General features: G+C 67.2%; 13 protein-coding genes and 1 pseudogene. 4 read left to right on the top strand and 10 right to left on the bottom strand.

Going from position 1 to position 14419, the window contains the following annotated elements; translation table 11 throughout:
• Positions 1–3: 3 nt before the first annotated feature.
• From mdcE to ABE472_RS13240, 10 genes are all read right to left on the bottom strand, one after another.
• Complete coding sequence (mdcE, locus tag ABE472_RS13285; protein ID WP_346462447.1) at positions 4–708, bottom strand: biotin-independent malonate decarboxylase subunit gamma; 705 nt, start codon at positions 706–708, stop codon at positions 4–6.
• Positions 699–1595, bottom strand: coding sequence for a biotin-independent malonate decarboxylase subunit beta (locus tag ABE472_RS13280; RefSeq protein WP_346466411.1), 897 nt, complete (start codon positions 1593–1595; stop codon positions 699–701). Before ABE472_RS13280 ends, mdcE begins: the two co-directional genes overlap by 10 nt.
• On the bottom strand, positions 1592–1912 hold the full coding sequence (mdcC, locus tag ABE472_RS13275) for a malonate decarboxylase acyl carrier protein (protein ID WP_346466410.1): 321 nt from the start codon (positions 1910–1912) through the stop codon (positions 1592–1594). The genes ABE472_RS13280 and mdcC overlap by 4 nt, the downstream gene beginning before the upstream one ends.
• Before the next feature lie 10 nt (positions 1913–1922).
• Positions 1923–3566: a malonate decarboxylase subunit alpha gene (mdcA, locus tag ABE472_RS13270; protein WP_346466409.1), complete on the bottom strand. Its 1644-nt coding sequence runs from the start codon at positions 3564–3566 to the stop codon at positions 1923–1925.
• 294 nt (positions 3567–3860) lie between these two features.
• A complete protein-coding gene (locus ABE472_RS13265; RefSeq protein WP_346466408.1) occupies positions 3861–4466 on the bottom strand; it encodes a DUF2894 domain-containing protein in 606 nt (201 codons plus the stop codon).
• Positions 4456–5103, bottom strand: a complete 648-nt coding sequence (locus ABE472_RS13260; RefSeq protein ID WP_313218474.1) for an OmpA family protein — start codon at positions 5101–5103, stop codon at positions 4456–4458. Before ABE472_RS13260 ends, ABE472_RS13265 begins: the two co-directional genes overlap by 11 nt.
• Complete coding sequence (locus ABE472_RS13255) at positions 5100–7505, bottom strand: DUF802 domain-containing protein (RefSeq protein ID WP_346466407.1); 2406 nt, start codon at positions 7503–7505, stop codon at positions 5100–5102. Before ABE472_RS13255 ends, ABE472_RS13260 begins: the two co-directional genes overlap by 4 nt.
• Before the next feature lie 10 nt (positions 7506–7515).
• A complete protein-coding gene (locus tag ABE472_RS13250) occupies positions 7516–8193 on the bottom strand; it encodes a DUF3348 domain-containing protein (protein WP_346466406.1) in 678 nt (225 codons plus the stop codon).
• A 78-nt stretch (positions 8194–8271) separates the two neighbouring features.
• Positions 8272–9456, bottom strand: coding sequence for a hypothetical protein (locus ABE472_RS13245; protein WP_346466405.1), 1185 nt, complete (start codon positions 9454–9456; stop codon positions 8272–8274).
• A 75-nt stretch (positions 9457–9531) separates the two neighbouring features.
• On the bottom strand, positions 9532–10524 hold the full coding sequence (locus ABE472_RS13240) for an aldo/keto reductase (protein WP_346466404.1): 993 nt from the start codon (positions 10522–10524) through the stop codon (positions 9532–9534).
• Positions 10525–10725: 201 nt separating this feature from the next.
• On the opposite strand from ABE472_RS13240, the pseudogene ABE472_RS13235 reads away from it, so the two are divergent.
• The 4 genes and pseudogenes from ABE472_RS13235 (at position 10726) to proP (ending at position 14249) form a co-directional block, all read left to right on the top strand.
• Positions 10726–11525: pseudogene (locus ABE472_RS13235) on the top strand (alpha/beta hydrolase fold domain-containing protein).
• Positions 11526–11641: 116 nt separating this feature from the next.
• Positions 11642–12055, top strand: a complete 414-nt coding sequence (locus ABE472_RS13230) for a host attachment family protein (protein ID WP_313212149.1) — start codon at positions 11642–11644, stop codon at positions 12053–12055.
• A 9-nt stretch (positions 12056–12064) separates the two neighbouring features.
• Positions 12065–12394, top strand: a complete 330-nt coding sequence (locus tag ABE472_RS13225; protein ID WP_313212148.1) for a thioredoxin family protein — start codon at positions 12065–12067, stop codon at positions 12392–12394.
• 367 nt (positions 12395–12761) lie between these two features.
• Positions 12762–14249 carry a glycine betaine/L-proline transporter ProP gene (gene proP, locus ABE472_RS13220; RefSeq protein ID WP_346466403.1) on the top strand — a complete coding sequence of 496 codons (1488 nt, stop codon included), beginning with the start codon at positions 12762–12764 and terminating at the stop codon, positions 14247–14249.
• The last annotated feature ends 170 nt before the right edge of the window (positions 14250–14419 follow it).

Below are 14419 nucleotides of genomic sequence, written 5' to 3'. Positions count from 1 at the left end.
GGTTCAGGCCTCGCCTGCGGCCACGGCAGCGGCGACATCGCGCGCCAACAGGCGGCCACCACGCTCGGCGCCACGGGCGCGACGCTGATCGCCGGAGACAGGCGCGTGGAGCGCATCGACCAGGGCCTGCGCCAGATCGCCCTCCCAGACGGCCTCCACCGCGCCCATGCGTACGTAGTTCTCCACGCCCGGCGCGAACACCGGCGAGCTCTGGCTCAGCGCCTGCAGTTTCTCAAGCGGCTGTTTGGTGACGCGTGCCATCGCGCGCAGATCCATCACGCGCACCTGCGCTTCGGGCAGGGCATAGATGCGGTCGGCCATCAGCCCGAACGACAGGAAACCGCCACTGACGGATTCACCGTAGACCAGGCTGACCAGCGGCGCACCGCGGCGGCGGGCCAGATCCAGCGTACGCGCCAGGTGCGCGAAGTAGCTGTTGATGCCGAGCATTTCATCGCGGCGCGCCAAACGCTGACCGGCGGTATCGACGAGCATCACGATCGGTCGCTGCGGATGCGCGCGCGTGCTGGCCAGCACGGTGGCGGCCAGCGCCAGTGCGTGATCGACACCCACCTCCAGCTTGTTGGCGGTGCCGATGACGGTGACGTCGCCGGCGGCGGTGGTCGCGGTACCGCCCAGTACATCGTCCTCGCGGGTGACCGCGTGGCCGAGCGGGAACAGGGCATCGAGCAGCGGCGTCAGTTCCATGGCAGGCTCCTATCCTTGACGGCATCAAGGAAGTCAGCGGTGTCCAGCAGGGGCAGCCGCCCGGCATCGGCGATGCCCTGCAGCGTCCAGACCTCCAGGCCATCGCGGCAGCCGCCATAGGCCTGCAGCCGCGCGCCCAGCTGGGCGTGTGCCTGATCGAGGGCCTGCAACGGGTCTTCGGTCTCTGTGTGGGCGTCGATGAGTGACAGTGCCGCCTCGGTAAACGCCTCGATGCGATCCGGCACCAACTGCACCGCGTCGCCGATCAGATAGCGGTGTTTGCCGCCGGTCACGCGCCACACCAGGGCACGGTCGCGCGAGTCGAACTCTTCCACGCCGCGTACGGTCTCGATCACTTCCGGGCCGGACAGCGAGAGACGGCCTTCTTCGGACATCACCACCGCCGTGCAGCAGCGGGCAACGATGCCCATCCCACCGAAGGCGCCGTTGCCGCTGCCGATCAGGGCGAACACGGGAATCCCGGCGGCACGGGTGGCCAACACCGCCCGCATGATCTCGGAGATGGCGACCAGGCCGGCGTTGGCTTCATGCAGCCGCACGCCGCCACTGTCGAGCAGCAGCAGCACCGCCTCCGGGCGCACCGCAACGGCACGCTCCAGCAGCCCGGTGAGCTTGGCGCCGTGCACTTCGCCGACGCCACCCCCCATGAACTGGCCCTGCTGCGCAGCGATCAGGACATGACGACCGCTCAAGCTGCCCGTGCCCACCACAATGCCGTCATCGAAGGCACCGGGCTGATCCAGCTGGGCCAGGTGTGGGCTGATGATGCGGCGGGCCGGGCCCACGAACTCGCTGAAGCTGCCGGCATCGAGCAGTCCGTTGATACGCTCGCGGGCATCGGCCTCGTAAAAGCTGTGACTGCTCACGCGGCGTCTCCTTCCTGCAGGGTTTCCAGCGCCTGCTGCAGACGCAGGCTGACCACCGCCGGTGTCGCGCCGGCATCGTTGATCGACAACCGCACGTTGCGCAGCGGGTGGCGCGCGGCAAAGTCGGCCAGCACGGCCTGCCAGATGGTGTCGAAGCCGGTGGCCGAGGTGATCACCTCGATCTCCATCGCACCGTCCAGCGGGGTGGGTTCGATCAGCACTTCCAGATTGCCCGAGGCGACCACGCCGACCAGCGCGTGATGGTCGCGCTCGGTGAGATCCTGCTGTCCGGGGAAGCGATAATGCAGGGTTTCCATGGCGTGCCCCTTACCAGTTGCGGAAGCGTTTGGGCGGGTTGTACAACCCACCGGACCAACGCACGAGATCCTTGACCGAGCGCGCGGCAAGCAGGTCTCGGCTGGCGTCGCGGGTGCGGATGCCGAGGTCTTCCGGGCGGCGGATGATGCCGCGGTCGCGCAGGTTCTCGACCATCGCGCGGTCACGGCCCAGGCCGACCGCGGTGTAGCCCGCCACGCCGCGGATCGCCTGTTCGCGTTCCTCCGGGCTGCGGCACAGCAGCAGATTGGCGATGCCTTCTTCGGTCAGTACGTGGGTGACGTCATCGCCGTAGATCATCACCGGCGGCAGCGGCATCTGCGCGCGCTCGGCCAGCTCCCAGGCATCGAGGCGGTCGACGAAGGCCGGCGCCATGTGCTCGCGGAAGGTTTCCACCATCTGCACGACCAGCTTGCGCCCGCGTGGCATCTGCCCGGGCAGCGCCGCCTCTTGGCCGGCCTTGAGCCAGGCCGGGCTGGCATGGCGGCGGCCGCGGGCATCCGAGCCCATGTTGGGCGCGCCGCCGAAGCCGGCGATGCGATCACGGGTGGCGGTGGAACTGTTGCCCTGCAGATCGATCTGCAGCGTGGAGCCGATGAACATGTCGCAGGCGTACAGACCGGCGGTCTGCGAGAACGCGCGGTTGGAGCGCATGCTGCCGTCGCTGCCGGTGAAGAACACATCCGAGCGCGCTTCGATGTAGGGCTCCATGCCCAGCTCCGAGCCGAACGAATGCACGGACTGCACGAAGCCTGATTCGATCGCCGGGATCAGTGCCGGATGCGGATTGAGTGCCCAGTGCGTGCCTATCTTGCCCTTCAGCCCCAGTGATTCGGCATACGTGGGCAGCAGCAGCTCAATCGCCGCGGTATCGAAACCGATGCCGTGGTTGAGGCGCTGCACGCCGTACTCGGCGTAGATGCCCTTGATGGCCATCATCGCCATCAACACCTGGATCTCGGAGATCTGGGCCGGGTCGCGGGTGAACAACGGCTCGATGTAGTTCGGGCGCGGCGCCTCGGTGACGAAGTTGACCCAATCGGCCGGAATATCGACGCGGGGGAGGGTGTCGACGATCTCGTTGACCTGGGCGATCACGATGCCGCCCCGGAACGCGGTGGCCTCGACGATCACGGGGGTGTCTTCGGTATTCGGGCCGGTATAGAGGTTGCCGTGACGGTCGGCGGCCTGGGCGGCGATCAGTGCGACCTGCGGGGTGAGATCGATGAAGTAGCGGCCGAACAGTTCGAGATAGGTATGGATCGCCCCGATCTCGATCCGGCCCTCGGCGACGAGATTGGCCAGCCGGCCGCTCTGCGGACCCGAGAAGGAGAAGTCCAGGCGCTGGGCGATGCCGCGCTCGAAGACGTCCAGGTGCGAGGGCAGGGAGAGCACGGATTGGACCATGTGCAGGCCGTGGACCTGCGCGGGATCGAGCTGGGCCAGGCACTCGGCGAGGAAATCGGCCTGCTTCTGGTTGTTGCCTTCCAGGCAGACCCGGTCGCCGGGTTCGAGCACGGTATGCAGCAGGCGGGGAACCTCGGCATGGGGCAGCAAGCGCCCGAGCCCGGCATCGGCGGCCCGCTGCAGCCTTGCCTGGCGGCGATCCGCTAGCGTGTTCCAGTCTCGAGCCATCTGCCGCCTCTTCATAATTACGCTGTAATTACAAAGCTATCACCCGAGTTTGGCCGGGGCAAGAGGCCTGATGAGGCCAGTTCTGGGCCTGTCGTATTCAGTTAGAGCCGACTCCCCTGGCCATCCTCAGCGTCAATGCGCCGAGCGTCGCGGCATCGTTGCTGAGCGGGATGGCTGGCGAACGCGCAGGCATGTTTGTTCAAAGCGGGCAATACCTTGCTGGCGCGACCTCGGCTCAGCGTTGCTCGGGGCAATGTCGTGCGGCCATCAAGGCACGCAGATGGAACGCCTGGATCAGCCCGCTCCCTTTCCCGCACGCGGCCGCCGCGGCTTCGCCCCCCGCGGCACCACTTTCGGCGTCGCCACCAGCACGCCCCACTGATGCAGGTGCTCCATGCCCGACAGCGCATCCAGGTACGCCATGAAATGCGTCAGGTAGCCGGGCGAGGTCTCTTTCATCAGCGTCAGGGCGCGATGGACCAGTACACCGGAGTTCAACGGCCCACCATTGGTGGGCATCTGGGCCAGCGATTGCTTGAGCTGGCTGGCATTGCGAAGCCTGGCCCACGTCGCCCGGACCTCACCCAGCACCGGAAAATCCGGATACGCAGCATCGTGCTGCCCCGTTAATTCCGTGACCAGCGCCTGCAGACCGATGCGTCCCGATGACAGGCCCGGCGCGGTCACTACCGATGCCGACGCCTCGGCAACCCGCTCGGCGTAACCCGCGACCAACGCATCCAGCTTCCGTTGCAACAGCGCCCGCACCTCACCGTCATGCGCTTGCATGCGGGCATGCAACGCCTCGATCATCGCAAAACGCGTGCGGTCCAGCCCGTCGAGCTTGTCCGCTCGCCAGTTCTCGAGAATCTCAGCGGTTGCGACAGGGTTACGGGGCATCCGCGGCCTTGCTCGCCTTGGGTTTCGGGATCGGGGCGATTTCGACGCGGCGGTTCTTGGCGCGTCCATCCTCGTCGGCGTTGGAACTCACCGGCTGCTCCGAGCCAAACGCTGCGGCAAACACCGCATCCGACGGCACGCCTTCGGCGATCAGGGTGCGGGTCACGGTCAATGCACGCTCGGCGGAGAGTTCCCAGTTGTCCGCGAAGCGCCAGTTGCCATCGCGCACCTGCTGGTCGTCGGTGAAGCCGCTGACCATGAGGATTTCCTCGCGCGCGGCCAGGTAGCCTTTCAACGGCCCGGCCAGACTCTTGAGGACGTCGGCACCTTCCGGCTGCAGCTGATCCGAGTTCAACGCGAACAGCACATTGCCGCGGATGCCGATGCGGCCATCCACCAGCGTCACACGCCCGGCCGCGAGCGGGCCGGCCAAGGCCTGCTCCAGCGTCTGGCGGCGCTGCACTTCGGCCTGGCGCTGCTTGACCTCTTCATCCAGGCGATTGGTCAGCTCCAGCTGCAGCGCGACCACGCCGACCAGGATCAGCACGAACGCACCGAGCAGCACCGACATCAGGTCGCCGAAGGCGGCCCAGATCGGCGCGCCTCCGTCGGCCTCGACTTCGATCTCGTCGCTCATGCCGAGGCGGCCCCGGCCTTGCTGCTGCGGCGGCCCGCCAGCTGCTGCAGTTCATCGATGATCTGCTTCTGCGACAGCACGCTGAGGTCGATCACCTCACGCGCCTGGGCCACGTAATAGGCCAGCTGCTCGTCACTGCGGGCCAGCGAACCATCCAGCGAGGCGGCGATCTGGGCCAGACGCTCGTTGAGGCCGTCGCTGGCAGTGCCGAAGGACTGCACGGCGCTGCCGAGCGCATCGGCCAGGCTCGCTACTTCCACCGCACTGCCGGTGACCTGCGCGGCCACGCTGCCGAGTTTGCCGGTCTCGGCTTCGATGTGGTCGGTGAAGCGCGTGCCAACGCGGTCCATCAGCTCGGCCGAGGTCGAGACCAGGGCATCCACGGCGACGCGCTGCTCGTTGGCGGCGTGGTTGACCGCATCCAGCAGGGTCTCCACGGTCGCCAGCAGGCGGCTGCGTTCTTCCAGCGTGGCGGTGTCGCGGACCAGGCTGTCGGACAGTTTGCTGCGGAGTTCGGCGACCACATCGGCCGCGGCCTTGGGCGCTTCCGAAGCCGCCTGGACCAGGCGCGAGATCTCGCTGATCGTCTCGCTGGCGTGGGCCTGTGCCTGCTGGGTGATGTCGTTGGCGGTGCGGGCGAGGGTGTCGCAGATGTCCTGCTGGCGGCGGGCCACGCTGTCGCCGGTCTGCTCCCAGCGCTCGCCGAGACTGGCGCTCATGCCGGTGAAGGCCTCGGTCCACGCGTTCAGACGCTGCTGATCGCGCGCTTCCAAGGCGTCCTGGAGCTGGGCATGGGACTGCTGCATAGCGTCGCCGAGCGACACCGCCTGGGCCTGCAGCGTCGCGGCGGCAGCATCCAGCGCGTGCTGGTGACGCGCGCTCACTGCGGTCGCAGCGGCTTCCTGGCGGGCCAGCGCCTGCTGCCAAGCATCGGCAATCTGCGCGGTGGTGGCGTCCATGCGGCTGCCGACCGCGTCGATCAGGCCCGTGGCCTGGGCGTCATGTGTTTCGGTGAAGCTGGACAGCGCGCTGCGCAGGTCGGCAGTCAGCGCAGCATGGGTCTGCTGCTGCGCGGCCTGGGCATCCTGCCAGCGCGTCGCGGTCGTGTTGAGCTCGGCCGAGACCGCCTCAAGCAAGGCGGCGGACCGCTCGCCATGCTGCTCGGCGAACGTGGCCAGCGCATTGCGCAGCTCGGTCGCCATGGCTTCATTGGTCTGCTGCTGTGCGGACTGGGCCGCCTGCCAACCGTCAGCGGTGCTGACCAGCTTCGCGGAGACCGCATCGAGCAGGCCAAGCGCGCGTTGATCGTGCTGCGCGGCGAATCCGTCCAGCGCGACGCGCAGGTCGGCGGTCAATGCGGTGTTGGTCTGCTGCTGGCTGTCCAGTGCGGCCTGCCAGGTCGCGGCGGTCGCGACGCGGCTGGCGTCGAAGCCCTCGGTCAGGCCGGCCAGCTGGCGCTGTACTGCCTCGGTCACCGTCTCGTGCATGGCGGCGTTGGCGCGGGCGATGCCGGCCAGGGTGGTGTCCATCACCGGCTGCAAGGCCGCGCCAACCGCGCGTGCGCTTTCGGCGACGCTGTCCTTGAGTGACTGCTCGATCGCGGCGGTCAGGCGCGCGTATTCTTCGTCGGCCTTGGCATGGAAGTTCTGCTGGTTGGTCAGCAGCCGCTCGCCCGAGGCGCTGCTCTGCTGCTCGATCGCCGTGGTCATGGCCTGCAGCCGATCCACCAGCGCGGGCATGAGCTCGGCCTGCTGCTGCAGCAGCCGGAAGGCTTCATTGCGCTGCCAGGACTGAGAGTGCGTGTGCAGGGTGGTCGCGATCTCCACGTCCAGCCGCTGCACCGCCTCCAGGCGCTCACGCCGGCACAGGGCCGAGAGCAGGCCGAGCATGGCGGAGGTGGCGACACCGGCAATCGAGGTGCCGAAGGCGACCGCAAGGCCTTCCACCGGCGCACCCAGCGAGCCGCGGATCGCCTGCAGGTCGGTCGCGCTTTCCAGCGCCAGTCCGGTGCCGCGCAGCGTCGCCATCATGCCGAGCAGCGTGCCGAGCATGCCCAGCAGCACCAGCAGGCCGACCAGGTACGGCGTCAGCACCGGGCCGGGCAGGGCGACGCGCTCGCCTTCCACGCGCAGGCGCACGGCATTGCGCAGGCTGGGATGCAGCTGGCCCAACCAGGTGGCGAGCCCGGCGCTGGCGGCGCCCGCACTGGCGCTGGCCGCCGCCAGCGAGGCGGTCGCCTGCCGGTAGCGATACAGCTCGAGGCCACCGGCGAGGTAGCAGACGGCGATCAGCGCGGCGACAGCGAAACCGACCGGATTGGTGCTGGCATAGCCCGCCCCGATCCAGCACACCGCCACAAGGCCAAGCAGGAAAACAACGTAGTGAAGACTGGTTCTGAACATGACGTCCCGGTTAGTGGGTGCGAAGCGCTGCAAGCAGGCCTTCGATCGGTTGAAAACGGATATCCAGCTCGGCCAACAGCAGGCTCTGCATGTCGCGGCGGAACACCTCGAGCCAGGCATCGTCGGTGCCGGCCTCGCGCAGGCGCTCGAAATGGACCCTCAGCAGCACCGGCACCTTGGCCAGCAGGCTGTACTCCCGAGCGCTCAGGGTCTGCTCCATCAGCGCGTCCACCTCGGCCAGCCGCGCCATCTCGGGCGAGCGGCGGGTCAACATGTCGCGCAGGCGCCCGCGCAGACGGCTGGTGGCGCTGAGCATGGCGCGCTGGAGGGTGAGATAACGCTCGCCGTACACGGTGTATTCGACAGGGGCGGCGGCACCGTCGGCGTCAACCACCCGGCGAGGCGGCTTGGTGGTCTCAGGTTCCTGAACAATACTCGCCTCCAGCGCCGCGCGAAGGCGTTGGCACTCGGCGTCCTCGTCGGCATCGAAGTCCGGCCCCTCGACCGCGGCCGGCAGCCGGCCATCGAGCGCCTTGGACAACGTCACCGCCCGCGTCCAGTCCACCCACTCGCTGAGCCGGTCTGACAGGGCAGGGCCCGTCGAGGACAGGTTGCTCTCAGCGAGGCGGGCCAGCAGCCGGATGAAGGCCGGGCCCGGGACAGGCGTCCGTTGCGCGGTTTTGGCCATTGTTCCGGTTAAAACGATGAATTTTACACCGTAATGACCGCTAGCCGCCCGGCGCCGGGGTTCAGGCTCGGCCGGCCCTCACTTCGCCAGCAGGGGCCAGTAACCGTCCAGTTGCCTGCGCTGGCGGGCGGTGAGTTCACCGCCCAGCGCCGTCCTGAGCCGGTCTGCTTCAGCGCGGCGGCCGGCCCGAATCGATTCACGCGCCAGCTCCAGGTGGCCGCGTTGGCGCACGCTGAGGTTACCGAAGGGGTCGAACCAGGAATCCAGACGGCGGATATCCTTCACCCCGGTCCAGGTGAATCGTGCCTCGCCGGCGATGGCCGCAATCTGTCTGTAACGCCCGATCGCCTCGGCGCGACTGATGCGGCCCTGCAGCAGGTCCAGTCGTGTCGCCAGCAACTGCACCTCAGCGGCAGCACCACTCCCGGACAGGGCGTCCACCGTTTCGCGCAGGAATGCGTCGTCGCGGTTGCCTGTTTCTGCCTGTCTGCCGAGCAGGTTGAAGCTGGCGACCGCGAAGCGGTACGCCGGCAGTTCCCGTTGGTGGACATCCGCATCGTTCGGGGCACCCAGGCTCGACGGTTGCACCACCACGATGCCGGGCTCATCGGCCAGCACAGCATCGATGTCGCGCTTGTGGAACTCACCGACCACCACGACCACGGTGCCGCCTGGATGCGCCCGCGCGGCGGCCGCGATGCGCTTGGCCTGCAGGAAGGTGCGATACAGGAACAGGCGACGTGGCAGGTCCTGTGCGGTACGTGCCGCTGGGGTGAGGCTCCATTGCGTGGAGCGCGTCACATTGTGGGGATCGTCGGCATGGAAAAGCGTTCGGTGCAATTGCGCCGGCTCGGGGAAGGTCAGGAACTGTTGGAAGCCCCGGATCGGCCGGATTTCAGGAATCGCCTCCAGATCCATGCCGAAGCCCAGTTGGGCGTCTTCCGTCGAGGGATGCCAGTCGAAGGGGCACACGTCAATGTTGCGCTCCCGGGCGAACGGCACCACCACGTCCTGCACTTCGTAGGTGAACTCATAGAAATCGTTACGTGCAAATGCCTCCGGCGATCGCTCTATGCAGATGGCATCGGGCGCAGCGCGATCGAGGAACGCCGCCAGCACCGCGGGCCGATCCTCACGCGCCACGAGCTGCGCGGCATGGTCCACGCCCAGCACGATCACCTGTGTTGCTGTTTCAGGCGGCGCGCTCTTTGCAGGCAACGACAGCATTGCCAATACCACACCCACGACCAACATCCTGTTCATTACGGCTCCTGCGCACACGGTGTTTCGCGCAGGGTGGCAGGCTGCAGGACCGAATGCGGGTGCCAGAAGTTGTAGTCACGGCAACGGCGCGTGCGGGGAGACCAAGCCCTGCTCGCGCAGCGCGCTCCAGAATGCCGGCGGAATCGCGACCTCGGCCAACGCCAGATTCTCCGCGATACGGCTGGGCTGGCTGGCGCCCGGGATCACCGCCGCGACCGCCGGATGGGCGAGCGAGAACTGCAGCGCTGCGGCACGGATATCCACGCCGAACTGCGCGCACACCTGCTGCAGGCGCCCCACGCGATGCAGCACCTCGGCGCCGGCTTTCTGGTACTCATAGTGCGCGCCGCCGGCGAGAATGCCGGAGTTGTAGGGACCACCGACCACGACGCTGGCACCACGCGCTTCGGCCGCCGGCATCAGATTGGCCAGCGCTTCGTGGTGATCCAGCAGGGTGTAGCGCCCGGCGAGCACGAAGCCATCCGGGTCGGCCTGCTGCAGCGCCATCACGCAGGGCTCGACGCGGTTGACGCCCAGGCCCCAACCGTTGATGACACCTTCCTCGCGCAGCCGGGTCAGCGCGGTCGCGGCACCGGACATGGCCTGGTGGAACACGGCGCGCCAGTCATCGCCATGGAAATCCTTGGCCGGGTCATGGATCCAGACGATGTCGAGGCGGTCGGTCTTCAGGCGCTTCAGGCTCTCTTCGATCGCGCGCAGCGTGCCGTCGGCGCTGTAGTCGTAGACGATTCTGTTGGGCAGTCCGTGCTCGAACAGGCCTCCTTTCTCACCCAGATCACGCTGGGCGGTGTCTTCGGTTTCATCCAGCAGGCGACGCCCGACCTTGGTGCTGAGCACATAGGCATCGCGCGGATAGTGTTGCAGCGCTTCGCCTAGGCGCAGTTCGGCCAGGCCGGCGCCGTACATGGGGGCGGCGTCGAAGTAGCGGATGCCGTGGTCCCAGGCGGCGTGCACGGTGTCCAGTGCCTCCTGTTCGGGGATGGCGCGGTACATGTTGCCCAGAGGGGCGGTGCCGAAGCCGACGCGGCCGGGGAGATCAATGCGCATGCGGTGGGGTCCGAGGTTGCAGGCCAGGCAGTCTGCGCGCGGCGTTGGTCCGCAAACACCCGTCCAGCGGCGAAAGACAGTTGCCCTGGGCGCAAGGATCCCGGCCCGGCTGCGTAGCGTCTGCGGTGAGGCAACGATTACTCTGTGACCCGATCTCACAGGGGAGTGCGGAAGATGGGTTGGACCGGGAAGATCGCGCCGATGGCGCTGTGGTTGGCCGCCAGCGGGACCGTCATGGCGGCCACGCCCGCACCTTCAGCCACGGAGGGCGTGCGGAACGTCCCCGGTTTTGCCTTACCGCTCTCGCCCTATCTGAGCCCTGAAGCACAGGCGGCGATGCGCAGCGCGGTGGTCAACGGTGATCCCGTCGCAAAGATGGACAACGCCACCGTGCTCAAGGAATTGGCAGCGATCCGCAAGGGCGCGGACGCGTGGGCCTACGGAGAAATCCAGGCGTTGCGCGAGCGCTATCCGGCTGAGCTGCACCATGAACGCTGGAACGGCGTGCCGGTGGTGCGGGTCGAGCCGCACAGTGCACCCGCCGACCCGGCGCAGCGGCGGCTGCTGATCGAGCTGCATGGCGGCGCCTTCGTCTTCGGGCGTGCCGACAGTCTCGGCCTGCTCGAGGCGATCCCGGTGGCGGCAATGACCGGTGCCACGGTGGTGGCGGTGGAATGCCGATCATGGAAGATCTGTACTACGGCAAGGTCGATTTCCGGGATCCACTGGTGTCGCCGGTGTTTTCCGATGCGGTACTAGCCCGGTTTCCGCCCACGCTGTTCATCACCGCCACCCGCGCGGCCGAAATGAGCAACGTCGCCTACACCCATTCCCGACTGGTGGACCTCGGCCGCGAGTCGGACCTGCACGTCTGGGACGGCCTGGGCCACGCCTTCCACCTGGACGCGCGCTTGCCGGAAAGCCAGCAGGCCTACCGGGTGATGGCGCGCTTCTTCGCCAGGCACCTGCAGACGCCGCTGCCGGCATCCCCGGGGGAGTAGGGCGCACAGGGCCTGCATACGCTGTGCATACATCCGTATGCACGGTGCTTACATGCCGTTGCCTACGGTGGAACCCGAGTGCACCCGCGCTCGGTTTTCCCCATAAGGAGTAGATGATGAGTCAGCAGATTCCCGAAGGTACCCTGGTCGTTGTAGCCGATGGCGGCTCGGCCCGCGTGTTCACCAACGTTGGCACCGCGCACAAGCTGCAACTCAAGCAGGAGGGGGAACTGCAGCTGCAGGCCGTGAGCGATACCGGCGCATCCGGGCAGGGGCCGTCCGGCTCGGTGCCCCAGGAAATGTCGATTTCCCAGCTCAACGAGGCGACGTTTGCCAAGCAGGTGGCGGCGCAGTTGAACGAAGACGCGTTGAAGAACCGCTACGCGCACCTGATCCTGATCGCCGACCCGCAGACCCTGGGCCGTATCCGCCCGCTGCTGCACAAGGAAACCCAGGAGCGTCTGCTCAAGGATCTGGCCAAGGACTTCACCAACGCGCCGCTGGAGGATATCCAGCGCGCGCTGTCCTGAGAATCGCCCATGACCTTCGTTCGTGAGTACAGCCCATCGGACATCACCCGTGCCGACATCGATGCGGGCAGCGGATGGGTGCTGCTGGAATTCGGTACCGGTTGGTGCGGCCATTGCAGTGCCGCCCAGCCCCTGCTGCAGAAGTTTCTGGGTGGCTACGACGCGACACACCTGAAGGTCGAGGACGGGAAGGGGCGGCCACTGGGCCGCTCCTTTGCCGTGAAGCTGTGGCCGACCGTGATCCTGCTGCGCGACGGCCACGAAATCGCGCGGGCGGTGCGACCGCATGAGCGCGAGGATCTGGCGCCACTGATCGATGCGCTTGAGAGCGGGCAGTAACACACGGCCCACTCTCAACCGCCGTGCGATCACAGTCAGTACAATCCATTTCCCGCGTTGCGCAGGCGTGTATGCATCGCGTGAAAAGCGTACCCAAACAGCTTGAAACACGCTGTTCCACGCTGCCAGACAGGGCAGTACGGGGCTCGCGCTGGCCAAATGTAGTAACATGGCTCGCTTGATCACCCCCGGGCCATTGCCCGCTTCCTGGTCATCCATCCCGCAGCGTCGCTGAGTCCACGCGGCCGTCCGGGATCGTCTGTTGCAACCCCTCTTCGCGCATCGCGCTGTGTCATCAGAGGCGGTATTTCCTGTGCCGTGCGCGGGACCTCGGGCGCCGTGATGGCCTGCTTCCAGGAGAAAGCAGATGCAGGACCTGCCTGCCGCACACGCTCATTTCGGCTGGTTCAAACGCCGCCGCCAGATGCATGTCGACGAAGTCACCGTCGTTGATCGTCCCATGTTGAAGAAGGCCGTTGGCGCCGCCGCACTCGGCAACGCGATGGAGTGGTTCGATTTCGGCGTCTACGGCTACCTCGCCGTGACCCTTGGCCAGGTGTTCTTCCCCGACAGCAGCCCGACCGCACAGCTGATCGCCACCTTCGCCACCTTTACCGTCGCCTTCCTGGTGCGCCCGCTGGGCGGGCTGGTGTTCGGGCCGCTGGGCGACAAGTACGGGCGGCAGAAGGTGCTCGCGGCCACCATGATCCTGATGGCCGCCGGTACCTTCAGCATCGGCCTGATTCCCTCGTACGACCGCATCGGGATCTGGGCGCCGGCGCTGCTGCTGCTTGCCCGCATCGTGCAGGGGTTCTCCACCGGCGGTGAGTATGGCGGCGCGGCAACGTTCATCGCCGAGTATTCGACCGACCGCAATCGTGGCCTCATGGGTAGCTGGCTGGAGTTCGGTACGCTGGGCGGCTACATCGCCGGTGCCGGCACGGTCACCGCGCTGCACATGGCCCTGAGCAGCACGCAGATGCTGGACTGGGGCTGGCGCATCCCGTTCCTCGTCGCCGGTCCGCTGGGTCTGCTTGGCCTGTACATGCGCATGAAGCTCGAAGAGACGCCGGCGTTCCGCGCGTATGCCGAAGAGGCCGAGAAGCGCGATCACGAACGCCCCGGCCTGGGCGCGCTGTTCCGTGTGCATTGGGCCCAGCTGCTGATCTGTGTTGGCCTGGTGCTGGTGTTCAACGTCACCGATTACATGCTGCTCACCTACATGCCCAGCTATCTCAGCGTCACGATGGGCTATGCCGAGAGCAAAGGCCTGCTGCTGATCATCATCGTGATGCTGGTAATGATGCCGCTCAATGTGCTGGGCGGGCTGTTCAGCGATCGCCTGGGCCGCCGCCCGATGATCATCGGTGCCTGCATCGCGCTGTTCCTGCTGGCGATCCCGTGCCTGAAGCTGGTCGGCAGTGGCAATGACTGGCTGATCTTCCTCGGGCTGATGCTGCTCGGCGTGGCGCTGGTGTGCTTCACCAGCTCGATGCCGTCCACGCTGCCGGCGCTGTTCTATACGCCGGTGCGCTACAGCGCGCTGTCGATCGCGTTCAATGTATCGGTGTCGCTGTTCGGTGGCACCACGCCGTTGGTGACCGCCTGGCTGGTGGAGCGCACCGGCGATCCGCTGGTGCCGGCGTACTACCTGATGGGCGCGGCGGTGATCGGCGTGATCACCATGCTGTTCGTGCGTGAGACGGCCGGGATGCCGCTGCGTGGTTCGCCGCCGGCGGTGGCCAGCGAAGCCGAAGCCCGTGCGCTGATGCGCAGCGACGAGCCGGTCACGGTGGATGCGACCCAGCCGACGCTGCCGGTGGCCGCCGTGCCGGAAGATGCACGGCCCGCGTAAGCCCGGCCTGCGTCCGTCCTCAGCAGCCATCAGTGGCGCCGGGCGATTGGCCCGGCGCCGCCAACACCCGCACCGCAACATGTCAGCCCGATCGGCCAGTGCTAGGATCAACCTCACCTGAATCGATCTAAATTCAACGCCATGACAAAAACGGGGACGGTGCGGTGGTT

Origin of the sequence: Stenotrophomonas sp. TWI809 (assembly GCF_039673205.1) — a bacterium.
Classification (GTDB): domain Bacteria; phylum Pseudomonadota; class Gammaproteobacteria; order Xanthomonadales; family Xanthomonadaceae; genus Stenotrophomonas.
This window is presented reverse-complemented; position numbering and strand designations above follow the sequence as displayed.